Genomic DNA, 26,474 nt, shown 5'->3' on the forward strand with positions numbered 1-26,474 from the left:
ACCGGCCACGGGACCCGGTCGGTTGGGGCATGACGACCGTGGGGCCCGCGACCGGTGCCGGTCGCGGGCCCCACGGGTGGGCCGGTGTACGCTCAGGCGCGGCCGATGGCGCTGCACAGCGCCTTCAGCGAGGCCGTGGTGATGCTGCTGTGGATGCCCACGCCCCACACCACGCGGCCGTCGATCTCGGCCTCCACGTAGGCGGCGGCGCGGGCCTCGCCGTCACCGCCCATGGAGTGCTCCACGTAGTCCATGACCCGGACCTTCACGTCGACGTCGGTCAGCGCGTCGCAGAAGGCGGAGATCGGCCCGTTGCCGGTACCGGTCAGCTCGCGGATCTCGCCGTTGACGCGGGCGTCGGCCTCGATCCGGTACGTGCCGTCCTCGGCCGTGGTGGAGCGGTGGGCCAGCACCGCGACCGGCCCCTGCTCCGACAGGTAGGTGTCGGAGAAGATCTCCCAGATGCGGCCGGCCGGGAACTCGCCGCCCTCGGCGTCGGTGAAGCCCTGGATGACCTGGGAGAACTCGATCTGCAGGCGGCGCGGCAGGTCCAGCGAGTGGTCGCGCTGCATGATGTAGGAGACGCCGCCCTTGCCGGACTGGCTGTTGACGCGGATGACCGCCTCGTAGTTGCGCCCGACGTCCTTGGGGTCGATCGGCAGGTAGGGCACGTCCCAGCCGTACTCGTCGACCGGGGTCCCGGCGGCCTCGGCCGTCTCCTCCAGCGCGGTGAAGCCCTTCTTGATGGCGTCCTGGTGGGAGCCGGAGAAGGCCGTGTAGACCAGGTCGCCGCCGTAGGGGTGGCGCGGGGCGACGGGCAGCTGGGTGCAGTGCTCGACCGTGCGCCGGATCTCGTCGATGTCGGAGAAGTCGATCTTGGGGTCCACGCCCTGGCTGAACAGGTTCATGCCCAGGGTGACCAGGCAGACGTTGCCGGTGCGCTCCCCGTGCCCGAACAGGCAGCCCTCGACGCGGTCGGCCCCGCCCATGACCGCCAGCTCGGCCGAGGCCACGCCCGTGCCCCGGTCGTTGTGCGGGTGGACGGACAGGACCACGTGCTCGCGGCGGCTCAGGTTGCGGCTCATCCACTCGATCTGGTCGGCGTAGACGTTGGGGGTGGCGCGCTCGACCGTGGCGGGCAGGTTCAGGATGATCTCGCGGCCCGGGCCCGGCTGCCAGACGTCCATGACCGCCTCGCAGACCTCCAGGGCGAAGTCCAGTTCGGTGTCGACGAAGATCTCCGGCGAGTACTCGTAGCCGAAGTACTCGGTCTCGCCCAGGTACTGCTCGGCGAACCGCATGACGTGGCGGGTGCCCTCGACGGCGATGTTCTTGCAGGCCTCCCGGTCGACCCGGAAGACGACGCGGCGGAAGGTGGGCGCGGTCGCGTTGTACAGGTGCACGGTGGAGCGCTTGGCGCCGACCAGGCTCTGCACGGTGCGCTCGATCAGGTCCTCGCGGGCCTGGGTCAGCACCGAGATCTGGACGTCGTCGGGGATCAGGTCGTCCTCGATCAGCGACCGTACGAAATCGAAGTCGGTCTGGCTGGCGGAGGGGAAGCCGACCTCGATCTCCTTGTAGCCCATGCGCACCAGCAGCTGGAACATCTCGTGCTTGCGCGCGGAGTCCATCGGCTCGATCAGCGCCTGGTTGCCGTCGCGCAGGTCCGTGGACAGCCAGCGGGGGGCTTCGGTGATGGTCTTCGTCGGCCAGGTGCGGTCCGGCAGGTCCACCGGAGCGAAGGGCTCATAACGGTGGAAGGGCATAGGACTAGGCTGCGCCGGAGGCGTCCCATGAGGGTGGTGGTGGGCGACGGGCGGGCTGGTCTTCTGCTGCGGCACCATGTCGGTGGCTCCTCGGTGAAAGTTCGCGTGGTCAAAGGTCGACCAGGACAAGCCGAAGCCCCGCGGCGAGGGAGCCGACCTTTTAACGACCCCCGCCGCGGCCGCTAAGAAGGAGCAGCTCGCGCAGCATAACGGGGTTCACGCTAGCAGACGGATCCGAAACCCTGGTACCCGACGTCCACACTCTGGGACGTCACCTGGTTCGACGGTGGCGGGCGCTCCTCTATTCCCGCTGTGCCCGCGCACGTCCGCCCGCGCACGGCGAAACAGCGAAGGGGCGCCGCGGTGGCCCGGCCAAGTGGTCACCGTGACGCCCCTCCTCCCCCGTGGGGGCGTAGGGCGTGTTCCTCGGAAGACGCCCTGGTCGCCGCGGCCCGGGGTGCAGGTCCGGGCCGCGGCGGGCTGTGGCGGCGGTCGCGTGGCTGTCCGACCGCCCGCGGATGGTTACGCGCCGGGAACCGGCTCGAACTCCTTGACCGCGTTGATCGCCGGTCCGTGCGGGGTGTTGGCCTCGCGCTCGATCATGATCTCGACCAGGACCGGCCGCGAGGTCGCCCGCGCCTCCTTGCGGGCCCACTCCAGCGACTCGCGGATCTCGGACGGCTCGAAGACGCGGCGGCCGGAGCAGCCGTAGGCCTCCATGAGCTTGACGTTGTCCGTGCCGTACTCGTCGTAGTGGATGTCCACCTGGTAGTTCATGTCGAACGGGATGGACGCCTGGCGGATCAGGCCCAGGTACTCGTTGTTGAGCATGATGATGACGTAGGGCACGTCGTACTGGGCGGCGACCGCCAGCTCCTCCACCATGTACTGGAAGCCGTAGTCGCCGACGATGCCGACGACCTCCGCGTCCGGCTCGGTGTCCTTGAGGGCCTTCTTGACGCCGATGGCCGCGGGGATCTCCCAGCCCAGGGGCCCGGCCTGGCCGCAGATCTGGTAGCGGCGCGGCTTGTAGGCCTTCTGGTGCTGCCCGCCCCAGATCTGGTAGAGGCCGATCGCGGTGACGAAGTAGGTGTCCTCGTCGAAGACCTCGTTGATCTCCTTGTACACGCGCGGCGCCTTGACGGGGACGGTGTCGAAGTCCTCGCGCCGGGTCAGCTCGGACTTGAGCTGAGCGATCCGGTCGATCCACGGCTGCACGGCCGCCTTGGCGTCACGGCGCTTGGCCGCGGCCAGCAGTTCGCGCAGGAACAGCTTGGCGTCGGAGACCACGCCCAGGTCGGGCTCGAAGACCCGCCCGATCTGCGTGGCCTCGATGTCCACGTGGATGAACGTGCGGTCGCCGCGGTAGACGTCGATCTGCCCGGTGTGGCGGTCGGCGAACCGCGCGCCGACGGCCAGGACCAGGTCCGACTCGAGGAACGAGGCGTTGCCGTAGCGCTGTGAGGTCTGCACGCCGGTCATGCCGGAGTAGAGCGGGGAGTCCTCGTCGAAGGATCCCTTGCCCATCAGGGTGACCTGCACCGGCACGTTCAGGTACGCGGCCAGCTCGCGCAGCTCGTCGGAGGCCTCGGCCAGGATCACGCCGCCGCCCGCGAGGATGAGCGGGCGCTCGGCCTCCAGCAGCAGGTCCAGGGCGCGCTCGACCCGCGGCAGGTGGGGCTCGACGGTGTTGATCTTGAGCGGGGCGTCGATGGAGGGGTCGTAGTCGATCAGCTGTTGGGCGATGTCGACCGGGATGTCCACCAGCACGGGGCCGGGGCGTCCCTCCTGGGCGATCCGGAACGCCTCGCGGAAGATCCACGGGGCGGTCGCGGCCTCCTTGATCTGCACGGCCCACTTGGTGACGGGCTTGGCGATCTCGACGATGTCGACGGCCTGGAAGCCCTCCTTGTCCAGCAGGTCGGTGCGCTGCTGGCCGGTGATGCACACGATCGGCACGGAGTCGGCGATGGCCGTGTACAGACCGGTGATCATGTTGGTGCCGGCGGGGCCGGAGGTGCCGATGGCGACACCCACCTTGCCGGTGGTGCGCGACCACCCGTCCGCCATGTGGGTGGCGCCCTCCTCGTGGCGGACCGTCAGGTGTTCGATCCCACCGACGTCCTCCATGGCCTTGTAGAGCGGCAGGATCGCCGCACCGGGGCAGCCGAAGGCGGTGTCCACGCCCTCGTCTTTGAGAACCTCGACGACGGCGTTCATCGCGGGCATCTGTACCATTTGAAGCGAACCCTTCAGTGCTAGGGGGGTTGAACGGATTTCCGTCGGCGGGACCCAGGGTGCGGCCAACACCCGAGGCCGCCGCCGGCCACGCGGTTCACACGTCAGCCGTGGTGGCGGACGGCCGGTACCGCCGACGGGAATTCCACTCGTGGCGGTGGTTACTCGTCACGACCCGACAGTTGCAGGACGGTCTTCAGCAGCGCGGAGTGGTCGAGACCCCCGTCGCCCTGGAGCTTGAGCGCGCCCACGAGCTGCGCCACGGTGGCGCCCACGGGGAGCGCGACGCCGGCCTCGCGGGCCGAGTCGGTCACGATCCGCATGTCCTTGTCGTGCAGGGCGATCCGGAAGCCCGGCTTGAAGTCGCGCTCGCGCATGACCTTGCCCTTGCGCTGGAGGACGGTGCTGCCGGCGAGGCCGCCGCCCAGGACCTCCAGGCCCGCCTCGGTGTCCACGCCGTGCGCCTCGAGGAAGACGAGGGCTTCGGCGAGGAGCTGGATGTTGCCCGCGACGATGAGCTGGTTCGCGGCCTTGACCGTCTGGCCGGAGCCGTGCGGACCGACCAGTACGGGCGTGGTGCCCAGGACGTCGAAGACGGGGCGCGCCGCGTCGAAGTCGGCCTGCTCGCCGCCGACCATGATCGAGAGCTTGGCCTCGATCGCGCCGGCCTCGCCACCGCTGACGGGCGCGTCCAGGACGCGGAAGCCGCGCTCGGTGCCGGCCTGGGCGATCTCGCGGGAGACGTCCGGGCGGATGGTGCTCATGTCGATGACGAGGGTGCCGGGCTTGGCGCTCTCGAAGACCCCGCCCTCACCGAGCATGGCCTCCTTCACGTCCGGGGAGTCCGGGACCATCGTGATGACGATGTCGGCGTCGGCGACGGCTCCGGCGATGCTGCCCCCGCGGCGTCCGCCCTGCTGGACGAGCGAGTCGACGCGGTCGGGCGTGAGGTTGTGGCCGGTGACGGTGTAGCCGGCCTGGACGAGGTTGGCGGCCATGGGCAGGCCCATGATCCCCAGTCCGATGAAGGCGACGTTCGTGGCGGGCATGGTGGCCCCTTTCGTGGCTGTGCTGGTGTGCGGTGCTGGTGAGGGCGGGTGGCTCTGCGGCCGGAGGCCGTCCGTTGAGGGAGACTCCCCCGCCGAAGGCCCCCGAGTGGTGGTGGGCGACGGGCGGGCTACTGGAGCCAGCCGAAGCTCTCGTGGGTCGGGACGGTGGGCTTGTACTCCAGACCGACCAGCCCGCGGTAGCCGTGCGCCTCGGCCGAGGCGAGCAGCTCCTGGACGGGCAGCTCGCCGGTCCCGGGCTCGCCGCGCCCGGGGGCGTCGGCGATCTGGATGTGGCCGAACTCCGCGGCGTGGGCGCGGACCACCGCGGCCACGTCGTCTCCGTTGACCGCCAGGTGGAAGAAGTCGGCCAGGAGGGCGACGTTGTCGGCCCCGGCCTCCTTCACCTTCGCCACGAAGGCCAGGCCCTCCGCGGCGGTCTTGAGCGGGTAGTCGTCGGCGCCGCTGATCGGCTCGATGAGAACGGTGCCGCCGACCTTGGCGACCGCCTCGGCGGCGGCGACGGTGTTCTCCAGGGCGAGTCGGTCCTGCTCCGCGGGGTCGACGCCGGGCAGGCGGCGGCCGTAGAGCGCGTTGAATCCGGTCGTTCCGGTGCGCTCGGCGATGCGGGCGACCACGTCGAGGTTGGCGAGGAACTCGGCGCCGCGCGCGGGCTGGGACAGCACGCCGCGGTCGGGGCCGGGCAGGGCACCGGCGAAGAAGTTGAGCCCGCTCAGCCGGACCCCGGCGGCGTCGACGGCCGCGACGAACGCGTCGACCTCGTCCTGGGGCGGGGTGGCCTCCTCGAACGGCCACCAGAACTCCACGGCGTGGAACCCGGCGTCCCGTGCGGCCTGCGGGCGCTCGTTCAGGGGGAGCTCGGTGAACAGCAGCGAGCAGTTCACCGTGTAGCCCAGAGCGTGGCTCATGCCTTGCCTCCGTCACCTTTGATTCCGCTTTGTGGAATCTGATTTTCACTTGAAGGAATAATGAGAGTGTGCGGGGCGCCACCCCGACTTGTCAACCTCCCCAAACGGGGCGAGATCCGACGATCGACTCCCACCAGGCGCCACCGACACGCCCGCACACCTTCTCCAGGCTTCGCTCAGGGCGCCTCACGCCGGGTCCTTCGTCGTCGGCCACGCCCGCGCTCGTCCCTCACTCCGGCTCACCTCCTCCTGCAGGCACCGGCGCGCCCCTCGCTCCACTTCCTGGGCTTCGCTCAGGGCGCCTCACGCCGGGTCCTTCGTCGTCGGCCACGCCCGCGCTCGTCCCTCGCTCCGGCTCACCTCCTCCTGCAGGCACCGGCGCGCCCCTCGCTCCGCACCCCCGCCCGTGCCGTTCGGCCCCCTCGGGGGTTCTCGCGCCGACCCCGGGGCAACTTCGCTGGTAGTTCACTGCACGGAAGGAAGGCCGGAGTTTTTGCGCAATGCCCCCTAGCCAGTGTTGACAAGGTCACACCCACACGGGTTAGAGTCCGTTTACTCCGTCATACGGAAACAGCCATCTGCACTACGAAAACGGCTGGCCGCGCGGGGCGAGATCACCCGCATCCTCCACACGAGCGCGGGTACAGGACCTCCGCAGCACCACGACCGGCCGTACAACGGGAGCCCACATGCCCGAGACCACCGCGAGCCCGCCGGGCCGTGCCTCCGACCCCGGCCTGGACCGCCTCAACGCGCTCTCCCCCGCGGACCTGCGCACCGAGCTCGCGCAGTGCCTCGACATCGAGCGCTGGGTCGAGGCCGTCGCGTCGGCGGCGCCCTTCGCCGACCGCGGGAACCTGCTGGCGCACGCCGACAAGCACGCCCGCGCGGTCAGCACCGCCGAGGTCGCCTCCGCGCTCGCGCGGCACCCGCGCATCGGGGACAAGGCCGAGGGAAAGAGCACCGAGGCCGCCTGGTCGCGCGGGGAGCAGTCCGCGTTCGCGGCCGACACCGACGACGCCTCGCTCCGCGTCCAGCGGATCTTCGAGTTCGCCCAGGGCGAATACGAGGGCCGGTTCGGGCAGATCTACCTGGTGTGCGCCAGCGGCCGCACCAGCCGCGAACTCCTCGCGGACCTGATCGGCCGGTTGGAGAACGACCAGGACACCGAGCTGTCCGTGGTCGGGAACGAACTCCGCAAGATCGCCGGACTCCGGCTCGAGAAACTCCTGGACGCCGCATGAGCCACGTGACCACGCACATCCTCGACGCCGCGCTGGGCCGACCCGCCCGCGAGGTCCCCGTCCGGTTGGAGGCCGCGGCCGACTCCGCGCGCACCTCCTGGAAGCCCGTGGCCGAGGGGCGCACCAACGCCGACGGGCGGGTGCCCGACTTCGGACCCGACCAGCTGCCGGCCGGGTTCTACCGGGTCGTCTTCGACACCCAGGCCTACTTCGACGCGACCGGGCAGACCGGCTTCTACCCCGAGGTCGCCATCGTCTTCCACCTGGCCGACGAGGACGCGCACTACCACGTGCCGCTGCTCCTGAGCCCGTTCGCCTACTCGACCTACCGCGGCTCCTAGCCGCCCGCCACCCCGGACGGCGCGGCCACCGGCCGCCCGCCGCACGCCCCCGGAAAGGAGCCGCCGGACGGCATCCACCAGGCACACACCCACCCTCTTCGAGTGCGCGACAGGTCCTTCCGCATGACCACAGCGGTCCTCCCTCGTACGCACGGCGCCACGGCGCGAACGATGACGACTTCAGTTCATGAACGAAAGCGAACGGAGTTCACCCTGATGGGCATCCGACTCGGAGACAACCAGTACGGCAAGGCCGAGGTACGCCTCGTCCACATCGACCGTGACACCGACGTCCACCAGATCAAGGACGTCAACGTCACCTCACAGCTCCGCGGGGACCTGGAGACAGTCCACACCGTCGGCGACAACAGCACGTGCCTGCCGACCGACACCCAGAAGAACACCGTCTACGCCAAGGCCCGCGAGTGGGGCGGCGTCGGCGCCATCGAGGACTTCGCCCTCCGGCTCGCCCGGCACTTCGTCGACGAGCACGACTACGTGCACGGAGCGCGCCAGGAGGTCCAGGAGTACTCCTGGGACCGCATCGCCACCTCCGACGGCCCGCACGACCACGCCTTCTCCCGGCGCGGCGCCGAGACCCGCACCACGGTGGTCCAGAAGGACGGCGACCGGGAGTGGGTCGTCTCCGGATTCGAGGGCCTGACGGTCCTGAAGTCCACCGGGTCGGAGTTCCACGGCTACCCGAAGACCAAGTACACGACGCTCGCCGAGACCACCGACCGGATCCTGGCGACCGACGTGACCGCGCGCTGGCGCTACGTCGGCACCGAGCACGACTTCGACAAGGCCTACGCCTCCATCCGCGCCCTGTGCCTGGAGGCCTTCGCCGAGACCCACAGCCTCGCCCTCCAGCAGACGCTGTACGAGATGGGCCGGGCCGTCCTGGAGGCCCACCCCGAGGTCGCGGAGATCCGCTTCTCCATGCCCAACAACCACCACTTCCTGGTGGACCTGTCGCCGTTCGACCTGGAGAACCCGGGCGAGGTCTTCTTCGCCGCGGACCGCCCCTACGGCAAGATCGAGGCCACCGTCGAGCGTGACGACGCGCCCGACGCCGGCGACGCCTGGAGGAGCGTTCCCGGCTTCGTCTAGGGAGTGTTCTTCGAAGGCTTCCGGGTGAGCGAGCGGCCGTCAGGCCCTCTCTCGCAGGACGATGTGCGCAGGTCAGCCTAGTCGTGCTCCACGAGCGTGGAGGCGCGGCGAGAGGCGGCCTGGCGGCCGCGAGCCCGGAAGCCTTCACACGACACGACCCAGGCCGAATCGAGACGTCTCCGCCGGGGTCCGTCGCGGCGCCGCGTGCGCCGCGGGGCCGGGCCCGGGCTCGTCTCCACACCCCGCACGGGGTTTCACCGCTCGAGGTCACACCTCCCTGGCTCGCGTTCCGACGCAGCCTCCGACCCGCCCTCCCGTCACCCGCCGTCGCCTTCGGGCGCGGCACCGCGCGCCCGTGTCATCGGGCGTGCCCGAGGACGGCCGCCGGGCAGGGTCACACCACCGGGTTCCACACCCGAGAGACCGGTCACCCCCCACCGGATGACCGCCGACAGCGAAGGCTGGACACTGGCCATGAACGACAGTCCGTCCGCGAAGGACTCGGCCACAACGAAGCCCAACCCGTCGTCCACCGCACGTCCGGAGGACGAGAAACTCCCGTTCCGGTTGCAGCTCGTCTACGGGCTGCAGCACATCCTCACCATGTACGCCGGAGCCGTCGCCCCGGCACTCGTCATCGGCGCCGCCGCTGGACTCGCGAACGACCCCGCCGCCATCGGCATCCTCGTCAGCGGAGCACTCCTGGTCGCCGGCATCGCCACCCTCCTGCAGACCATCGGCCACCGGCGCGTGGGCGCGCAGATGCCGATCGTGGTCGCCTGCTCCTTCGTCCCCGTCAGCGCGATCACCGCCCTGGCCGCCGGGGAGAACGGGGAGAACCTCCCCGTGGCCTTCGGCGCGTCGATCACGGCGGGACTCTTCGCCCTCCTGCTCACCCCCTTCTTCGGGCAGCTCATCCGCTTCTTCCCCCCGATCGTCACCGGCACGATCATCACGGTGATCGGGCTGAGCCTGATGCCGGTGGCCGCCCGGTGGATCATGGACGGCGCGACCGTGGTCCGGGAGGACGGTTCGGCCGCTCCCGCCGCTCCGCTCGCCCACCTGGCGCTGGCCGGGTTCACCCTGGCGGTGATCCTGGTCTGCTCCCGGGTGCTGCCCGGGATCTGGGGCCGCTTGTCGGTCCTCCTCGGCCTCGTCGCCGGGGTCCTGGTCTCGCTCCCCTTCGGGATGGCCGACTTCAGCCGGGTCGGCGAGGCCGACCTGGTGTTCGACCCCACGTCGGTGTTCTACTTCGGGCTGCCCCGGTTCGAGGTGACCGCGATCATCACGATGTGCATCATCATGCTGGTGGTGCTCACCGAGGGCGCGTCGCACATCATCGCGGTCGGCGAGATCACCGGGACCAAGGTGGACGCCAAGCGCATCTCCGCCGGCCTGCGCGCCGACGTCAGCGGGTCGATCATCGGCCCGATCTTCAGTGCGACGCCGACCAGCTCGTTCGCCCAGAACATCGGCCTGCTGGCCCTGACCGGGATCCGCAGCCGGTTCGTGGTCGCCACCGGCGCGGGCATCCTGCTGGTGCTGGGGCTGTTCCCCGTCCTGGGCGGCGTCATGGCCGCCATCCCCACCCCGGTGCTCGGCGGCGCGGGGCTGGTGCTCTTCGGCAGCGTGGCCGCGAGCGGCATCAAGACCCTGGCCAAGGTGGACTTCACCAAGAACCTCAACCTGGTCCTGGTGGCCGCGGCCTTCGGCGTCGCGATCATCCCGCTGGCCTACCCGACCTTCTACGCGTTCCTGCCCACGTCGGTCGAGATGGTCGTGCACTCGGGCATCATCGGCGCCGCCGTCGTCGCCATCGTGCTCAACGTCTGCTTCAACGTTCTCGGCCGGGCGCGCGGAGGCGGCGCCCCGGAGGAGATCGACTCCGAGGAGATCGGCACCGCCGGTCCCGGTGAGGCCAAGTACACCAGCCACGCCGACGCGGCCTACCAGGAACGCCCGGAGGAGCCCCGCGGTTGACGGCGGTGGAGACCGCGTCTCCGCCCGGCCTCCCGGCCGGGCGGAGACGTAGAATCCGGCGGGCACCCTCCCCTCCAGACAGAGGTCCACGTGTCCCGCTCCCCCTCACGCTCCCTGTCCGTGCTCCTGTCCTCGCTGACCCTGTTCACCTCGCTGTCGGCCGCGCCCGCCACTGCCGCCACTGCCGCATCTACCTCCCCGACGGCACCGGCCGGTGCCGTCGGGTCCGCGGCACCCGCCCCGGGCGCCGCCTCGGGCGCCTTCTCCGTGCTGACGTACAACGTCGCGGGCCTGCCCGAGCTCATCACCGACCCCGACGAGCAGCGCCCGAGCGCCAACACCCCGGTCATCGGCCGGCGGATCGCCCCCTACGACGTCGTCCACGTCCAGGAGGACTTCAACTACCACGCCTCCTTGTACGCGAACAACGACCACCCGTACCGAACGCCCACCAGCGGGGGCGTGCCCTTCGGTGACGGGCTCAACACCCTGTCCCACCTGGCCTACAGCGATGTCCACCGGGTCGGCTGGGCGGAGTGCAACGGCACCGACTGCCTCACGCCGAAGGGGTTCACGGCCTCCCGTGTCCGTCTCGCCGAGGGCGTGTACGTGGACGTGTACAACGTGCACGCCAACGCCGGGGTCACCGGCGCCGACCTCGCGGCCCGACGCGCCAACCTCACCCAGCTGACGCGCTTCATCGAGCGGCACTCGGCCGGGAAGGCGGTCGTCGTCGCCGGGGACACCAACACCCGCTACACGCGCACCGGCGACAACATCCGCGCGCTGGCCGACACGCTCGGCCTGGCCGACGCCTGGGTCGAGCACGAACGCGGCGGCGACCGTCCCGACGCGGGTGCGCCCGCCCTGGTGTGCGAGACGGGCGCGCCCACCGACGGCTGCGAGGTCGTCGACAAGATCCTGTTCCGCTCCGGCGCGTTCGTCGACCTGCGGTTGGCCGACTACCGCAACGACCACGCCGACTTCCTGGACGACGACGGCCGGATGCTCTCCGACCACGACCCGCACACCGCCGAGTTCGCCTGGTCGCTCGCGCCCGGCCTCCGGATGAGCGACCTCGCGGGCGGTCCGCACGGCACCCCGTTCACCGACGTGGAGCGGGTCGCCGGCGGTTCCGGACCGGCCGAGCCGCTGACGCTCTCCCTTCGCGCGGGAGCGCGCCTGGACCGGGTGGCGATGGACTACGCCGACGGCGGGCGCGCCGCGCACGGCGGGACGGGCGGCACCGAGCGCTCGCTCACCCTGGACTCCGGTGAGCACCTCGTCTCCGTCACGCTGTCGACCGTGCGGCGCGGCGGGCACACGCGGGTCTCCCACGCCGCGTTCACCACCGACCGGGGACGGACGGTCGCGGGCGGCACTCCCACCTCGGACGCGGTCACGTTCACCGCGCCCGACGGGTGGCGCGTCGCCGGGTTCCACGGCCGGGCGGGCGACGAGGTCGACAAGCTCGGCCTCATCTACACACCGATCCCCTGAGGCGCGGCGCCGGTACGGCCCCGGGTCCTGTCGACGCCTTGAGCCCGGCCCCCGCGCGGGGGCCGGGCTCCGGCGTGCACGGATCAGGCCTGGTCGAGGGCGGGGTAGTCGGTGTAGCCGCGGTGGTCGCCACCGTAGAACGTGCCCGAGTCGGGCTCGTTGAAGGGGCCGCCGGCCCGGACCCGGTCGAGCAGGTCGGGGTTGGCGAGCCAGGCGCTGCCGAGCGCGACCGCGTCGACCACGCCGTCCTCCAGCGCGGACACGGCCGGGGCGAGGTCCAGTCCGGCGCCGGGTTGTGGACCAGGGCGCCCCGCCACTCCTTGCGGAAGAGCTCGGCGGTCTCGCGGGAGGCCATCGCCAGGTGCAGGAAGGCCAGGTCGGAGCGCTCCCTCAGGCCGTCGAGCAGGGCGAGGTACTGGGCCTCGGTATCGCTCTCGGTGATGCCGTTGAACGGGTTGCCCGGGGACAGGCGCAGGGCCGTGCGCTCGGCACCGATGGTGTCGGCGACCGCGTCGACGACCTGGAGGGCGAAGCGCGCCCGGTTCTGGGGGTTGCCCCCGTACTCGTCGGTGCGCCGGTTCGCGCCGTCGGCGAGGAACTGGTGGATGAGGTAGCCGTTGGCGCCGTGCAGCTCGACACCGTCGAAGCCGGCGGTGACCGCGTTGCGGGCGGCCGAGGCGAAGTCGTCGAGGGCCTCGGCGATGTCGGAGTACGAGAGCTCACGGGGGACCGGGTGCTCGACCATTCCCGAGCCGTCGAACAGGGACTGGCCGGAGGCGATCGGCGAGGGGGCCACGGGCAGGCCGCCGTCGGGGTACAGGCTCGGGTGCCCGATCCGGCCGGTGTGCATGATCTGGGCGAAGATGCGACCGCCGCGCTCGTGGACGGCGCCGGTGACGCGCTTCCAGGCCTCGACCTGCTCGGCGGAGTGCAGGCCGGGGGTGTTGATGTAGCCCTGCCCGCGCACGCTGGGCTGGGTGCCCTCGGTGATGATGAGCCCGGCGGAGGCGCGCTGGGCGTAGTACTCGGCGACGAGGCCGTCGACCTGGCCGCCGACGTAGGCGCGGGACCGGGTCATCGGCGCCATGAACAGGCGGTTGGGCAGCTCCAGGCCGCCGAGGGCGATGGGGTCGAACAGGGTGCTCATCGTGGCGTCTCCACACTCTCTCGGGGCGGGTGCCCCTGGCTGATGTCCTCAACCTAGGCAGGCGCGCTCACCGCCTCCTTGCGGTCCGCCGACCGCCGCTTGCCATCCGCTTGCCATCCGCTTGCCACCCGCTGTCCGTCGGCGGGCGGCCTCCGTCACGGGTCCACGGGCGGCCCGCTCGGCGCCCACCGGGGACCGGCCGCATACGCTGGTCCCCATGCGATTCGGCGTTCTGGGACAGCTCGCGGTGTGGACGGGTGAGGACGAGCCGGTCCGTGTGCCCGGCGCCAAGGTCAGGGCACTCCTGGCCCACCTGTTGGTGCACCGCGGGACGTCGGTGTCGGCCGACCGGCTCGGCGCGGAGCTGTGGGACCGGCCCGCGCACGACACCTCGGCAGCGCTGCAGACCGCGGTCTCCCGCCTGCGCGGGGCGCTCGACCGGGCCGAGGCCGGTGCGCGCGGCCGGGTGGAGTCCGGCCCCTCGGGCTACCGGCTGCGCGTGGACCCCGGGCAGGTCGACGCCGACCGCTTCGAGGACCTGGTCGGCCGGGCCCGCGGCGCCGACCCGTCCGAGGCCGCCGACCTGCTCGGGCAGGCCCTGGAGCTGTGGCGCGGACCCGCCCTGGCCGACCACGCCGACGCGTCCTTCGCCGGGCCCGCCATCGCTCGGTGGGAGGAGATGCGCCTGACCGCGGTCGAGGACCGCGCCCGGGCCCGCCTCGACCTGGGAGAGGACGCGTCGCTCGTCGCCGAGCTCGACGAGCTCCTGCGCGCCCAACCGCTGCGGGAGCGCCTGCGCGCCGCGCACATGATCGCCCTCTACCGCTCCGGCCGCCAGACCGAGGCCCTGGAGAGCTACCGGCGGGGCCGCGACCTGCTGGCGCGGGAGATCGGGGTGGAGCCCGGCCCGGAGCTGGTCCGTCTGCACGAGCGCGTCCTGGCGCAGTCCCCCGACCTCGCCCGCCCGGCCGCTCCCGCCACATCCACCACAGCCCGCGTAGACGCGCCCGCGCCCACCGCCCGGCCCGCCACACTCCCGGCCACCACGCCCGCCACATCCACCACCGTCCCCGCCGACGCGCCCACGCCCACCGCCGGGCCCGCCGCGGCCTCGGTGTCCGACCCCGGCGCCGGCCCCGCGGCCACGGGCTCCGAGGCGGTCCGACTGCCCGCCCCACTGACCGACGTGGTCGGCCGCCAGGAGTCCGCGCGGCGACTCCTGGTCGACCTGGAGCGCTTCCGCCTGGTCACCCTCGTCGGCCCGGGCGGGGTCGGCAAGACCACGCTCGCCCTGAGCGCCCTCTCCGAGAGCTCGACCGGCTCCCCCGTATGGTTCGTGGAACTGGCCAGCCGGGCGGCGGACGCCACCACTCCCGACGACATCGCCGACGCGGTCGCCGCGGCCATGGGCCTGCACGACGAGGGGGACGTCGTCGGCCGGTCACGTGAGCGCTCCTCGGCCGAACGCCTGGCGGTGTCGCTGGGCACCCGGCCCGCCCTCCTCATCCTGGACAACTGCGAGCACGTGACCGAGCCCGCCGCGGCCCTGGCCGTGCGCCTGCTGCGGGCCGCGCCGGGCCTGCGGATGCTGGCGACCAGCCGTGAACCGCTGGGCGTGCCCGGCGAGCGCCTCCACCAGGTCCGACCGCTGCGGGTGCCCTGCGACGACTCCCCCGCCGAGATCGCCGGTTCCGACGCCGTCGAGCTCTTCACCCGGCGGGTGTCGGCGTCCCTGCCCTCGTTCACCCTCGACGAGGACAACGCGGAGGCCGTGGCCACCATCTGCCGGCGCCTGGACGGATTGCCGCTGGCCCTGGAGCTGGCCGCCGCCCGGGTGCGCTCGCTCGGCGTCCGCGAGCTCGCCACGCGCCTGGACGACCGCTTCCAGCTCCTGGGCGGCGGCAGCACGGGACTGCACGAGCGCCAGCAGACACTGCGCGCGATGGTCGACTGGAGCTGGCGGCTGCTGACCGAGGCCGAGCGCGCGGTGCTGCGCCGGCTCTCGGTCCACGTCGGGGTGTTCTCCCTGGAGGCCGCCGAGACCATCGCGATCGGCCCGCTCCCCGACGGAGGCCGCGTGGAGACCGCCGACGCGGCCGCCGTGCTGGCCGCGCTCGTGGACCGGTCCCTGGTCGTGTCCCACCAGGACCGCGAGGGCACCTGCTTCCGCCTGCTGGAGACGATCCGCGCCTTCGCGCTGCAGAAGCTGGCGGAGTCCGGGGAGGAGCACGAGGCCCGCAGCCGCCACGCCCACCACACGGCCGACGTGCTGGCGGGATCGGAACCACTCCCGCCCGCCGGGGACATCGTGCGGTCCGGGGACGTGATGGATCGGGACGGAGCCAACATCCGCGCCGCCGCGGAGTGGGCGGCCGACGACGGGAACGCGGGCCTGGCGCTGCGCATCACCGGCTCGCTGGGCTGGTCCTGGTACCTGCGGGGCCGCTACCGCGAGGGCGGGAGACTGCTGTCACGGGCGCTGGCGGCGTCCGGCCCGGCCACGGAGACCGAACGCGCCGTCGCCCTGCTCTGGCGGTTCTCGCTCGCCTTCTCCGAATGCCCCCACGCCGCTTCCCGGGACACCGCGCGCGAGGCGCTCGCCCTCGCGGAGCGCTCCGGCGACCCGCTCCTGCCGGTCAGGGTCCGGACCGTCCTGGTGTACGTGACCTCGGTGGCGGACGGGCCCTCGGCGCCGGTGCCCGCGCCCCGGACGGCCGTGGAGGAGGCCTGCCGCCTCTTCGAGGCCTCCGGCGACGCCTGGTGGCTGGCCTTCGCCCAGAACCTGTGCGGCTGGTGGGCGCTGCGCCACAGTGAGCTGGCCGAGGCGCGGCGGTACGGCAGGCGGAGCCTGGACCACTTCCGCACGCTCGGGGAGCCCTGGGGGCAGGTCCGCGCGTACGGCCTGCTGGGCGTCCTGGCGGAGATCGAGGGCGCCTACGAGGAGGCGGCCGACCTGCACCGGACGGCGCTGGACCACGCCGAACGGATCGGCCTGTGGACCATGGTCGTGGAGGAGCACACCCGGCTGGCCCGGGTGCACATGCTCACCGGCGACTTCGCGCTGGCCGACGACTACAACCACCGGGCGCTGCGCCTGTCCGGGGAGCAGGCGTTCGACATGAAGATCCTGTTCGTGCAGGGGGGTCTGGCGATGACGGCCCGGCGGCGGAGCAGGCCGGCCGAGGCCGAGCAGTACCTGCGCGGGATCCTGGCCGCCCACCGACGGGACGGCTACCGGCCGGGGCAGGCCTTCGCCCTGGCCGAGCTGGGCATGTGCGCCGAGGCACGCGGCGACGCGGCCGCCGCCCGGGAACTGCACGCGGAGGGCCTGGAGTTCGCCCGGCTCGCCCGTGACCCGCGCGCGGTGGCGATGGCACTGGAGGGGCTGGCGGGGGCCGACGCCCTGGACGGGGAGGGCGTGCGCGCGGCCCGGCTGCTGGGCGCCGCCGCCCGGGCCCGTGAGGAGGCGGGCGCCCCCATGCCCGCGGCCGAGCGCTTCGACGTCGACCGGATCACCGCCGCCGTGCGCGGGCTGCTGGGGGACGCGGGCCTGGAACGCGAGTGGGCCCACGGGCACGGGTGGATGCTCTCGGAGGCGGTCCCCCAGGCGCTGGGCGAGCCGGTCCCCGAGCGCGCCTGAGCCGCGGGCGCTCCAGGCGCCTCAGGGGCCGATCGGACCCGACCGCACACACCGTGATCACGCTGTGGCCACATCCGGCCACAGCGCGTTCGCGTTGACGCGCGGGTCAAGCGGGCTTCACCTGCGTGACTCCACAAACAAGGCACTCCGCCACGCGAGTCACGCATTGTTAGACACATTGACAACGTGTAGGGCGCTCTTTTCCAATGATCGCCAGGTATTTCACGCCTCGACCCCGCTCCCCCGGAGGCCTCGTGAGAACCACACTCGTCCGACGAACCCTCCTCCCCCTCACCCTCGCCGCACTGACCCTGGGGCTCATCGGCCCCACGGGCGCCGGCGCCGCCACCGACCCCGGACTGTTCGAGGTCCACGGGCCGAACACCCCCGAGGAACGCACGGCGGTCGCCGCGACCGGCGCCGCCATCGACGAGGTCCGCGACGACTCCGTCGTCGTCACCGCCACCCCCTCCGAGGCGGACGCCCTCGCCGACCTCGGCCACGAACTGACGGAGATCACCCCCTCGCCGGTGCTCCCGCTCGCACCGGACGAGGGCTACACCACCTTCGGCGAACTGCGCGAGACCATCGACGAGGTGGTCGCCGCCCATCCGGGCATCGCGGCGCAGTCCGTGGTCGGACAGTCGCACGAGGGCCGTGACCTGGTCGCGGTCAAGATCAGCGACGACGCCGGCGTCGACCAGGACGAGCCGGAGGTCCTGTTCACCCACTCCCAGCACGCCCGCGAGCACCTCACCGTCGAGATGGCCGTCTACCTGATGCGGCTGCTGACCGACGAGTACGGCAGCGACGCGCGCGTCACCGAACTGGTGGACTCCCGGGAGATCTGGATCCTGCCCAACGTCAACCCCGACGGCTCCGAGTACGACATGGCGGGCTCGAACTGGCGGAACTGGCGCAAGAACCGCCAGCCCAACCAGGGCACCTCCGCCGTGGGCACCGACATGAACCGCAACTGGGACCACCTCTGGGGCTGCTGCAACGGCTCCTCCGGCAGCCCGTCCAGCAGCACCTACCGCGGCCCGGCTCCCGAGTCGGCCCCCGAGGTGTCGGCGGTCGCGGACTTCGTCCGCGGCCGGGTGGTCGGCGGCGAGCAGCAGATCACCGCGGCCATCGACTTCCACACCTACAGCGAGCTCATCCTGTGGCCCTACGGCTACACCTACGACGAGACCGCCGAGGGCATGACGCGGGAGGAGTACGACACCCACGCCGCCCTGGGCACCCACATGGCCGACGCCAACGGGTACACGCCCCAGCAGTCCAGCGACCTCTACATCACCGACGGGACGATCAACGACTGGCTCTGGGGCGACCAGCGCATCGTCAACTTCACCTACGAGATGTATCCGAGCAGCTGGTGGGGCGGCGGCTTCTACCCGCCCTCGTCCGTGATCGAGCGCGAGACCTCCCGCAACAGGGAGGCCGTCCTGCGCCTGCTCGACTACGCCGACTGCCCGTACCGCATCATCGGCGAGGAGGAGGCGTACTGCTCCTGACCGAGCGCCCCCCTGCGGCCCCGGGCACCCCACGGTGCCCGGGGCCTCGGCTTCCCCGTATCTCGCCGCTCGATGCGCCTCTCGCCCTAGGCTGAGGACAGTCCGTAGCACGAGGAAGGCCACCATGGCCAAGGTCCTGATCGACATCGACCAGGAGGCGCTGGACAAGGCCGCCGCCGTACTGGGAACCACGACCCCGCAGGACACGGTCAACGCGGCCCTTCGAGGTGTCGCCGACACGTACCGTATGCTGCCTGAACCGCAGCGAGCGGGGAGGGATGTCAGCCCCGATACACCTCACGGCGGTGCCCCACGTGAAGGACGAGAACGGTGACGATCCCGTCCTGGATATCGGCAATGATCCGGTAGTCCCCCACCCGGTAGCGCCAGAGATCGCCCAGCCGGCTGCCCTTCAGGGCATCCTCGATCGCTCGGGGATCATCGGAGCCGGCGATTCGGTCGTTCAGGAACCGAAGGACCCTCCTGGCCGCCTGGTGATCCAACTTGCGCAGTTCGCGCTTGGCGTCGTCGTAGAGCTCAACTTTCCAGGTCATACTCGTCCATCACGTCGGAGAGCGGCGTCGTACCGCCCCGCCCGGCCCGCAGGTCTTCAAGCCTGCTCTCCGCGAGGTAGACCTCTTCCAGCTCATCCAGGTGGGCGACGATCGCTTCCCGGGCATAGAAGCTCTTCGACCTGCCCGTTTCCTTGGCCAGAGCTTCGAGTCTCTCCTCGATCTCCGCCGGAAGCCGCAGTGCCAGCATGGTGGACCTCCCTGGGTTGCTATACAAGTATAGCAACCCAGGGAGACATGAGGTCCGGCCGCTGTTCGCCGATCAGTCGCGGGTGAGCAGGTGGCCGCTCGGCTGGTCGAGGTCGATCTCCGCGCCGCGCAGCAGGGTGCGGCGCACCCGGCCCTGGAGCTCAGCGCCGTCGTAGGCGCTCACCGGGTTCTTGTGCGCCAGCTCGCGCACGTCCACCCGGATCGTCTCGTCGGGGGCCACGATCGCGAAGTCCGCGTCGTTGCCCTCCGCGATGGCGCCCTTGCCCCGCAGGCCCGCGACGCGGGTCGGGCCCTCCGCCATCCAGCGCACCATGTCGGACAGTGTCGCGCCCCGGCGGCGCGCCTCGGTCCACACGGCCGAGAAGCCCACCTGGAGCCCGGAGACACCGCCCCACGCGGTCCCGAAGTCCCCGGTGTCCAGGTCCTTCAGGTCCGCGGTGCTCGGCGAGTGGTCGCTGACCACGCAGTCGATCAGACCGTCCATGAGCGCTCGCCACAGCAGGTCGCGGTTGGCCGAGGAGCGGATGGGCGGGCAGCACTTGTACTGCGTGGCCCCGGCCGGGATCGTCTCGGCCGCCAGCGTCAGGTAGTGCGGGCAGGTCTCCACCGTCAGCGGCACACCGTCCGCCCTGGCCTGGGAGATCAGCGGCAGCGCCGACGCGCTGGACAGGTGCAGCACGTGGGCCCGCGTCCCCGTGCGCCGCGCGGTCTCGATCACCAGGGCGATGGCGGCGTGCTCGGCCTCGTCCGGGCGCGAGGCCAGGAAGTCCGCGTAGTCGCGGCCGTGCGCGGCCGGTGCGCCGTCCAGCACCCCGGGGTCCTCGGCGTGCACGATGATCTGGCCGCCGAAGGCCCCGATGGCCTCCATCGCGGTCGCCAGCTCCGTGGGCGACAGGTGCCCGAACTCGTCCACGCCGGACGGGGACAGGAACGCCTTGAACCCGTACACGCCCTGCTCGTGCAGGGCCGTGAGCTCCTTGGTCTCCCCCGGCTGGGAGTTCTCCGGGACGGCACCGCCCCAGAAGCCGACGTCGACGCTCACCCGCGCGCGGGCCACCGCGCGCTTGGCGGCCAGCCCCTCGACGGTGGTGGTCGGCGGCACGCTGTTGAGCGGCATGTCCACGATCGTGGTCACCCCGCCCAGGGCGGCGGCGCGCGTGGCGCTCGCGAAGCCCTCCCACTCGGTGCGGCCGGGTTCGTTGACGTGCACGTGGGAGTCGACCAGCCCGGGCAGCAGGACCTCGTCCCCGGCCAGGACGATCTCCCGGGCGCCGGAGGCGGCCGCGTCCGCGCCGGGCAGGACCGCGACGGTCCGCCCGCCGGAGACGGCCACGGTCACCGCGCGCTCACCGTCGGGGGTGACGGCGCGGGCGGCGCGAATGAGGAGGTCGTGGTGGGTCATGCGTTCTCCTGTCCGATACGGCGCGTGGCCAGGGCCACCAGCGTGGCGGTGTCCGTTCCCGTACGCCCGGCGACCTCGGTCTCGTCCAGTGCGCCGCAGCGCAGGCCGTTGACGAGGGCCGACGCCAGCGCCTGCGCGGTGGCGGGCTCGTCCATCACTCCGCCGGCGACCGCTCCGAAGTAGGCCTTGAGCCGGGCGGCGGCGGGCTCGAAGGCCTCCCGGTAGAAGGCGTAGGTGGCCAGGAAGCGCATGGGCAGCTGGTGGGGGTGGACGTCCCAGCCCTGGTAGAAGCCGCGCTCCAGCGAGCGGCGGACCAGCCCGGCGTGCAGGTCCCACGCGTCGTGGACCTCCTGGCGGCTGCCCACCGGCAGGACGTTGCTGCCGCCGTCGGACAGCCACACGCCGGTTCCGGCGGCGGCCACCTGCATGACCGCCTTGGCGTGGTCGGCGACCGGGTGCGCCAGGCTCTGGTGCGCGGCGGTGATCCCGCAGGCGGCGCTGTAGTCGTAGGTGCCGTAGTGCAGGGCACTGACCCGGCCCTGCCCGGCGCGGATCATGTGCGGTACGGCCGCGGTGCCGTCGGGCAGCAGGACCGACTGCGGGGTCTCGATCTGCAGCTCGAAGCGCAGCCGTCCCTCGGGCAGGTCGAAGCGCCGCTCCAGGCGCTCGGCCACCCAGGCCATCGCCTCGACGTGCTCGACCGAGGTGATCTTGGGCAGCGTGAGGAGCAGGTTGTCGGGGAGCGAGCCGTGCCGCTCCAGCAGGGTCTGGAGGAAGAGCGTGAGGCTGCGGACGCCGCGGTGCCGGCCGGCCGCCTCCATCCCCTTCATCCGGATGCCGAAGTAGGGGGTGGCCGTGCCCTTCGCGAGGTCGGCGGCGAACGCCTCGGCGACGGCGACCACGTCGGTGTCCTCGCCCTCGTCGCCGTGGTCGCCGTAGCCGTCCTCCAGGTCGGCGCGCAGGTCCTCGATCGGCTCACGGGCGAGCTTGTCATGGACGCGGGAGAGGAGGTCGGACAGGTCCGCCTCGCTCATCCCCATGGTCTCGAGGAGGTCCTCGGGCTTGGGCGCGAACTCGGTGAGCGCCTCCCCCGCGCGCCGCCCCCAGTCGGCGGCCAGACCGGCGTGGACGCGGTCGGCCGGGACGTAGACGGTGTGGACCGGCTGGCGGGCCGCGTTCGCGCCGGGGTAGTCGCGGGCCAGGCGCGCGTCGGCGTCGGCCAGGCGCGCGTCGAGCGCGGCCGTGAGTTCGCCGAGGTCCAGAGGGCTGTCCGATGCCACGTGTTCAGTGTCCTCTCCGTAGGCCGGAGCCCGCACCCGGGCTCCAGATTTCTATATGCGGATACTAACTTCTGCGATCCGGAACAACAAGGGATACCCAGCGGGAAAGCCCGGCATCACCGGCCGACCGTGGTCCACACCGCGGCATCGAGATGGCGGGAAGTACTTTTCGTATTGCAGAATAGAACCGATGACTTCAGCGGCCCACAACTCGGGAGCATGACCTTTGTCAGACTCGCTGCCCCCCATCGACGCCCCGCGCCCGGAGACCTCCGGCAAGCGCGCCGGCGGCGTGCAGTCCCTCGACCGTGCTTTCGCCCTGCTGGAGATCATGGCCGAGGCAGGCGGTGAGGCCTCGCTCAGCCAGTTGGCCGACGCCTCCGGGCTGCCCCTTCCCACCATCCACCGCATCATCCGCACCCTGGTCGGCAACGGCTACGTGCGCCAGCTGCCCTCCCGGCGCTACGCGCTCGGCCCGCGGCTGATCGGCCTGGGCGACAAGGCCTCGCAGATGATGAGCACCTGGGCCCGCCCCCACCTCGCCCAACTGGTGGAGGACCTCGGCGAGACGGCCAATCTCGCCATGCTCGACGGCGACAAGGTCATCTACGTCGCGCAGGTCCCGTCCCCGCATGCCATGCGCATGTTCACCGAGGTCGGACGCCGGGTGCTGCCGCACTCGGCCGGCGTCGGCAAGGCGCTGCTGTCACAGCTCACCGACGAGGAGGCGCTGGCCACGGTCCAGCGCACGGGCATGCCCGCCGCCACCGACCGCACCATCGTCGACCCCGACACGTTCGTCGCCGAGCTCCACCGCATCCGCAAGGACGGCTTCGCCATCGACGACGGCGAGCAGGAGATCGGCGTCCGCTGCGTCGCGGTCCCCGTCGACGGCGCGCCCTCGGGCATGGCGGTGTCCGTCTCCGGACCCGAGGCCCGCGTGCACTGGGACTTCGTCAGCCGCGCCGCCCCCATCGTGCAGCGCTGCGCCACCGCCCTGGCCGCCGACCTCAACAACCAGGGCTAGCCCGCCACACGCCACCCCGCGCACCCACGAGGCGCGCCCCAAGGGGTCGAACCAGCACGAAACGGCCTACCTCCACCCGAGCGGGTGAGAGGTAGGCCGTTCCGCTCGCGCGGGACCACAGGGGTCGTAGTGAGGGGCGCCAGTGTTCTGCAGGAGGAGACGGGGCCGCAGCGAACTTGCGAGCAAGGCAAGTCGACGACGAAGAACACCGGCTCCCCGGCTCCCCGAACGCGCGTGGGGAGGGGGCAGCGCCGCAGGCGTCCGTTGAGGGTGGTGGCGGGCGACGGCGTGGGCCTGCGAGGACGCCAGAAAACTCAGGTCTGCTGGTCGAAGCCCAGCTTCCGCAGCTGCTTGGGGTCGCGCTGCCAGTCCTTGGCCACGCGCACCCGCAGGTCCAGGAAGACCCGCTGACCCAACAGGGCCTCGATCTGCTTGCGCGCCCGCGACCCCACGTCGCGCAGCCGCGAGCCCTTGGAGCCGATCACGATGGCCTTCTGGCTGGGGCGCTCCACGTACAGCGACGCGTAGATGTCCACCAGCTCCTTGCCCGGCCGGGTGTTCTCCCGCTCGTACATCTCGTCCACGACCACCGCGATGGAGTGCGGCAGCTCGTCGCGCACGCCCTCCAGCGCCGCCTCGCGGACGAGCTCCGCCACGAGCATCTCGTCGGGCTCGTCGGTCAGGTCGCCGTCGGGGTACAGCGGCGGCCCCTCGGGCAGGTGCGAGCACAGCACGCCCGTGACCGTGTCCAGCTGGAATCCGCTCTGGGCCGAGACCGGAACGATGTCGGCCCAGTCGCCCAGCTCGTCCACGGCCATCAGGTGCTTGCCCACGGCCTCCTTGTCGACCTTGTCGGTCTTGGTGACCAGGGCGACGACCGGGGTGTTGGTCTGCTCCGCCAACTCCTTGGCGATGTAGGTGTCACCCCGGCCGATCGGCTCGTCGGCGGGCAGGCAGAACGCGATGACGTCCACCTCGACCAGCGTGGACCGCACCAGCGAGTCCAGCCGCTCCCCCAGCAGGGTCCGCGGCTTGTGCAGGCCCGGCGTGTCCACGATGATCAGCTGCGCCTCGGGGCGGTGCACGATGCCCCGCACGGTACGCCGCGTGGTCTGGGGCCGGTTGCTGGTGATCGCCACCTTCTGCCCGACCAGCGCGTTCATCAGGGTGGACTTGCCCACGTTGGGGCGGCCGACGAAACAGGCGAACCCGCTGCGGAAGCCCTCCGGGAAGGAGGGCATCTCCAGCGGTACGCGCAGTTTCTCCAGGTCGAGGTCGTTCATCGTTCCTACTCAGCGCCGGGTGATGCTCGCGGGCACCCCGTCAGGGGCGGCGATCACCACCACCTGGGTCTTCAGGTCGTCCGCCACCGCGCGGTCGTCCTCGGTCAGTTCCTTCGCCTGGGTGACGACCACCGCGGCCTCCAGGGCGGAGGCCTCACTGGACACGGCGGCGGCGACCGCCGCCTGCAGAGCCGTCAGCGACAGGGACGGCAGCGATACCGTCGTCGCCACGTACGTGCGCCCGGTCTCGTCGCGCACGGCCGCGCCCTCAGGCGCGGCGTTGCGGGCGCGCGAGGCGCGCGCGAGGGTGATGAGCTTGCCGTCCTCGGGGCCGAGCCCCGTCGTGTCCGTCACTGATCCGTGCTCCTTACGTCGTCGTTCCTGCCCCGGTCACCGTGGTCGGCGTCCTCGGGCAGGCGCTCCACCAGCACCGTCGTCATCCGGTTCCGGCGGCTGCTCTTGCCCTCCAGGGTGAGTCTGAGACCAGCGTATTCGGCCTGCGCCCCGCCGACGGGCACCCGGCCCAGTACGAACGCCACCAGTCCGCCCACGGTCTCCACGTCGACCACGTCGAGATCGCGGTCGGGGAAGAGCTCGTCGAGCTCGCCCAGCGGCAGGCGTGCGGTGACCCGGACCCGGTCGTCGTCCAGCCAGGCCACCGGCGGGATCTCGTGGTCGTACTCGTCGGTGATCTCGCCGACGATCTCCTCCACGATGTCCTCCAGGGTCACCAACCCCGCGGTGCCCCCGTACTCGTCGATGGCCACCGCGGCGTGGTTGCGCTGCTGCTGCATCTCGCGCAGCAGTTCGTCGATGGGCTTGGTGTCGGGGACGTAGGTCGCAGAGCGCATCACGTCGGCCGCGGACAGCGGCACCGGGGCGCCGTTCGCGCCCGAGGCCGCCGCCCAGCGGTCGCGCAGCCGCTCGACCAGGTCCTTGAGGTAGACGATGCCGACCACGTCGTCCTCGTCCGCGCCCGTCACCGGGATCCGGGAGTACCCGCTGGCCAGCGCCAGCGAGAGCACGGCGTCGGCGTCGGCGTCGCGGCTGGTGAAGACGATGTCGGGGCGCGGCACCATCACCTCGCGCACGGACGTGTCGTCGAGCTTGAACACCGAGTGGATCATCTGGCGCTCCTCGGGGTCGATGACGTCCCCCCGCTCGGCCAGGTCGACGAGCCTGCGCAGCTCCACCTCGGTACTGAAGGGGCCCTCGCGGTCGCCCTTCCCGCGCGGGGTGAGCGTGCGCCCCGCCCACACCAGCAGCCGGACGAAGGGTCCCACCACGACCTGGAGCGGGTGGACGACGACCGCGCCGGCCCGGGCGACCGGCTCCGCGAACTGGCGGCCCAGGATGCGCGGCGCGATCGCGATGAGGACCGACTCCACGACCACCATGGCCGCCGCGGTCAGCAGCAGCGGGAGCCAGCCGAAGCCCAGCAGGAACACCATGCCCAGCGCCGCGGCCAGCACCGCGCACACCTCGCACACCACGCGCAGGAACAGCAGCGCGTTGAGGTGGCTCGTGGGGTCGGCCGCCACGCGGTCCCAGGCGGAGGCCGCCGGGGTGTCGCGGTCGGTACCGGCGACGGGCGTGCCGACCGACACCACCCGCGTCACGGCGACCTCGGCCGCGACCAGGAAGCCGGCCGCGGCGGTCAGGACGAGGGCGGCCACGAACGCGGTGAGCCACGCGACGGGGTCGCCCGCGGCCGCCGCGTCCGCCCACACCGACGGAATCATGCCCGGCTCTCGTCCTCGTCGTCGGCGGCCTCGCGCTCACGCCACGCCGCCAGGATCTCGCCCTGGAGACCGAACATCTCCTTGTGCTCGTCCGGCTCCGCGTGGTCGTAGCCCAGCAGGTGCAGGATGCCGTGGGTGCACAGCAGGTCGATCTCGTCGGTGGTGCTGTGCCCGGCCTTCTCCGCCTGGCGCTCCGCCACCTGCGGGCAGATGATCACGTCACCGAGGACACCCGGCTCGCTCGTCCGGCCGGGGCCGCCGGGCCGCAGTTCGTCCATGGGGAAGGACAGCACGTCGGTGGGGCCGGGCTCGTCCATCCACCGCATGTGCAGGTCGGTCATCGGCCCCTCGTCCACCAGCACGACGGACAGTTCCGCCAACGGGTGGACGCGCATGGCGTCGAGCACGTGCCGGGCCAGCCGGGAGAGCCGCGCCTCGTCCACCGTCGTGACGCCGGACTCGTTGGCGACGTCGATACTCATCTGATTCGGATG

The 26,474-nt window shown here is 71.9% G+C and carries 21 protein-coding genes; 8 read left to right on the forward strand and 13 right to left on the reverse strand.

The features are described 5' to 3' along the window. Positions 1 to 92 precede the first annotated feature (92 nt). The 4 genes from leuA to HNR10_RS06890 all read right to left on the reverse strand — a co-directional run bounded on the left by leuA (position 93) and on the right by HNR10_RS06890 (position 5,979). The gene (gene leuA / locus HNR10_RS06875; RefSeq protein WP_179821740.1) at positions 93 to 1,766 is read right to left on the reverse strand and encodes a 2-isopropylmalate synthase; all 1,674 of its coding nucleotides are present in this window, start codon (positions 1,764 to 1,766) and stop codon (positions 93 to 95) included. 522 nt (positions 1,767 to 2,288) lie between these two features. Next, positions 2,289 to 4,004 (reverse strand): glyoxylate carboligase, encoded by a 1,716-nt coding sequence (gene gcl, locus HNR10_RS06880; RefSeq protein WP_179821742.1) that lies wholly within the window; start codon positions 4,002 to 4,004, stop codon positions 2,289 to 2,291. 161 nt (positions 4,005 to 4,165) lie between these two features. Beyond that, a complete protein-coding gene (locus HNR10_RS06885; protein WP_179821744.1) occupies positions 4,166 to 5,053 on the reverse strand; it encodes a 2-hydroxy-3-oxopropionate reductase in 888 nt (295 codons plus the stop codon). A 128-nt stretch (positions 5,054 to 5,181) separates the two neighbouring features. Further along, positions 5,182 to 5,979: a hydroxypyruvate isomerase family protein gene (locus HNR10_RS06890; RefSeq protein WP_179821745.1), complete on the reverse strand. Its 798-nt coding sequence runs from the start codon at positions 5,977 to 5,979 to the stop codon at positions 5,182 to 5,184. A 689-nt stretch (positions 5,980 to 6,668) separates the two neighbouring features. On the opposite strand from HNR10_RS06890, the gene uraD reads away from it, so the two are divergent. The 5 genes from uraD to HNR10_RS06915 all read left to right on the forward strand — a co-directional run bounded on the left by uraD (position 6,669) and on the right by HNR10_RS06915 (position 12,157). Continuing rightward, complete coding sequence (gene uraD / locus HNR10_RS06895; protein ID WP_179821748.1) at positions 6,669 to 7,223, forward strand: 2-oxo-4-hydroxy-4-carboxy-5-ureidoimidazoline decarboxylase; 555 nt, start codon at positions 6,669 to 6,671, stop codon at positions 7,221 to 7,223. Continuing rightward, on the forward strand, positions 7,220 to 7,564 hold the full coding sequence (gene uraH, locus HNR10_RS06900; RefSeq protein ID WP_179821750.1) for a hydroxyisourate hydrolase: 345 nt from the start codon (positions 7,220 to 7,222) through the stop codon (positions 7,562 to 7,564). Before uraD ends, uraH begins: the two co-directional genes overlap by 4 nt. A gap of 216 nt (positions 7,565 to 7,780) precedes the next feature. Then, positions 7,781 to 8,677 carry a factor-independent urate hydroxylase gene (gene pucL, locus HNR10_RS06905; protein WP_179821752.1) on the forward strand — a complete coding sequence of 299 codons (897 nt, stop codon included), beginning with the start codon at positions 7,781 to 7,783 and terminating at the stop codon, positions 8,675 to 8,677. Between the two features lie 474 nt (positions 8,678 to 9,151). Further along, positions 9,152 to 10,657, forward strand: a complete 1,506-nt coding sequence (locus tag HNR10_RS06910; protein WP_179821754.1) for a nucleobase:cation symporter-2 family protein — start codon at positions 9,152 to 9,154, stop codon at positions 10,655 to 10,657. A 90-nt stretch (positions 10,658 to 10,747) separates the two neighbouring features. Then, positions 10,748 to 12,157, forward strand: coding sequence for a jacalin-like lectin (locus HNR10_RS06915; RefSeq protein ID WP_179821757.1), 1,410 nt, complete (start codon positions 10,748 to 10,750; stop codon positions 12,155 to 12,157). On the opposite strand, the gene HNR10_RS06920 is transcribed toward HNR10_RS06915, so the two are convergent. Beyond that, positions 12,135 to 13,304 (reverse strand): alkene reductase, encoded by a 1,170-nt coding sequence (locus tag HNR10_RS06920; protein WP_246406095.1) that lies wholly within the window; start codon positions 13,302 to 13,304, stop codon positions 12,135 to 12,137. The genes HNR10_RS06915 and HNR10_RS06920 overlap by 23 nt on opposite strands. Before the next feature lie 217 nt (positions 13,305 to 13,521). Here HNR10_RS06920 and HNR10_RS06925 point away from each other — a divergent pair, with 217 nt between their 5' ends. Together HNR10_RS06925 and HNR10_RS06930 are read left to right on the forward strand one after the other, a co-directional pair. Continuing rightward, positions 13,522 to 16,944, forward strand: coding sequence for an AfsR/SARP family transcriptional regulator (locus tag HNR10_RS06925; protein ID WP_179821759.1), 3,423 nt, complete (start codon positions 13,522 to 13,524; stop codon positions 16,942 to 16,944). 206 nt (positions 16,945 to 17,150) lie between these two features. Further along, the gene (locus tag HNR10_RS06930; protein WP_179821761.1) at positions 17,151 to 18,464 is read left to right on the forward strand and encodes a M14 family metallopeptidase; all 1,314 of its coding nucleotides are present in this window, start codon (positions 17,151 to 17,153) and stop codon (positions 18,462 to 18,464) included. Between the two features lie 281 nt (positions 18,465 to 18,745). On the opposite strand, the gene HNR10_RS06935 is transcribed toward HNR10_RS06930, so the two are convergent. The 4 genes from HNR10_RS06935 to HNR10_RS06950 form a co-directional block, all read right to left on the reverse strand. Continuing rightward, entirely contained in the window at positions 18,746 to 19,018 is a 273-nt protein-coding gene (locus HNR10_RS06935) for a type II toxin-antitoxin system RelE family toxin (protein WP_179821763.1), read from the reverse strand. Then, positions 19,002 to 19,226, reverse strand: coding sequence for a type II toxin-antitoxin system RelB family antitoxin (relB, locus tag HNR10_RS06940; RefSeq protein WP_053614772.1), 225 nt, complete (start codon positions 19,224 to 19,226; stop codon positions 19,002 to 19,004). The genes HNR10_RS06935 and relB overlap by 17 nt, the downstream gene beginning before the upstream one ends. A gap of 72 nt (positions 19,227 to 19,298) precedes the next feature. Beyond that, positions 19,299 to 20,648, reverse strand: a complete 1,350-nt coding sequence (gene allB, locus HNR10_RS06945; protein WP_179821765.1) for an allantoinase AllB — start codon at positions 20,646 to 20,648, stop codon at positions 19,299 to 19,301. Continuing rightward, the gene (locus HNR10_RS06950; RefSeq protein WP_179821767.1) at positions 20,645 to 21,928 is read right to left on the reverse strand and encodes a DUF6986 family protein; all 1,284 of its coding nucleotides are present in this window, start codon (positions 21,926 to 21,928) and stop codon (positions 20,645 to 20,647) included. Before HNR10_RS06950 ends, allB begins: the two co-directional genes overlap by 4 nt. A 292-nt stretch (positions 21,929 to 22,220) precedes the next feature. Between HNR10_RS06950 and HNR10_RS06955 the strand changes: the two genes are divergently transcribed. Beyond that, on the forward strand, positions 22,221 to 22,955 hold the full coding sequence (locus HNR10_RS06955; RefSeq protein ID WP_179829582.1) for an IclR family transcriptional regulator: 735 nt from the start codon (positions 22,221 to 22,223) through the stop codon (positions 22,953 to 22,955). 314 nt (positions 22,956 to 23,269) lie between these two features. On the opposite strand, the gene era is transcribed toward HNR10_RS06955, so the two are convergent. Genes era through ybeY form a run of 4 tightly spaced genes read right to left on the reverse strand, consistent with a single transcriptional unit; the run spans position 23,270 to position 26,462 of the window. Beyond that, entirely contained in the window at positions 23,270 to 24,238 is a 969-nt protein-coding gene (gene era / locus HNR10_RS06960; protein ID WP_179821769.1) for a GTPase Era, read from the reverse strand. 9 nt (positions 24,239 to 24,247) lie between these two features. Further along, on the reverse strand, positions 24,248 to 24,592 hold the full coding sequence (locus HNR10_RS06965) for a cytidine deaminase (RefSeq protein WP_121186628.1): 345 nt from the start codon (positions 24,590 to 24,592) through the stop codon (positions 24,248 to 24,250). Then, entirely contained in the window at positions 24,589 to 25,980 is a 1,392-nt protein-coding gene (locus HNR10_RS06970; RefSeq protein WP_179821771.1) for a hemolysin family protein, read from the reverse strand. The genes HNR10_RS06965 and HNR10_RS06970 overlap by 4 nt, the downstream gene beginning before the upstream one ends. Continuing rightward, positions 25,977 to 26,462, reverse strand: a complete 486-nt coding sequence (ybeY, locus tag HNR10_RS06975; protein WP_179821773.1) for an rRNA maturation RNase YbeY — start codon at positions 26,460 to 26,462, stop codon at positions 25,977 to 25,979. Before ybeY ends, HNR10_RS06970 begins: the two co-directional genes overlap by 4 nt. Between the last annotated feature and the right edge of the window lie 12 nt (positions 26,463 to 26,474).

Origin of the sequence: Nocardiopsis aegyptia (genome assembly GCF_013410755.1) — a bacterium.
In the GTDB taxonomy this organism is placed as follows: domain Bacteria; phylum Actinomycetota; class Actinomycetes; order Streptosporangiales; family Streptosporangiaceae; genus Nocardiopsis; species Nocardiopsis aegyptia.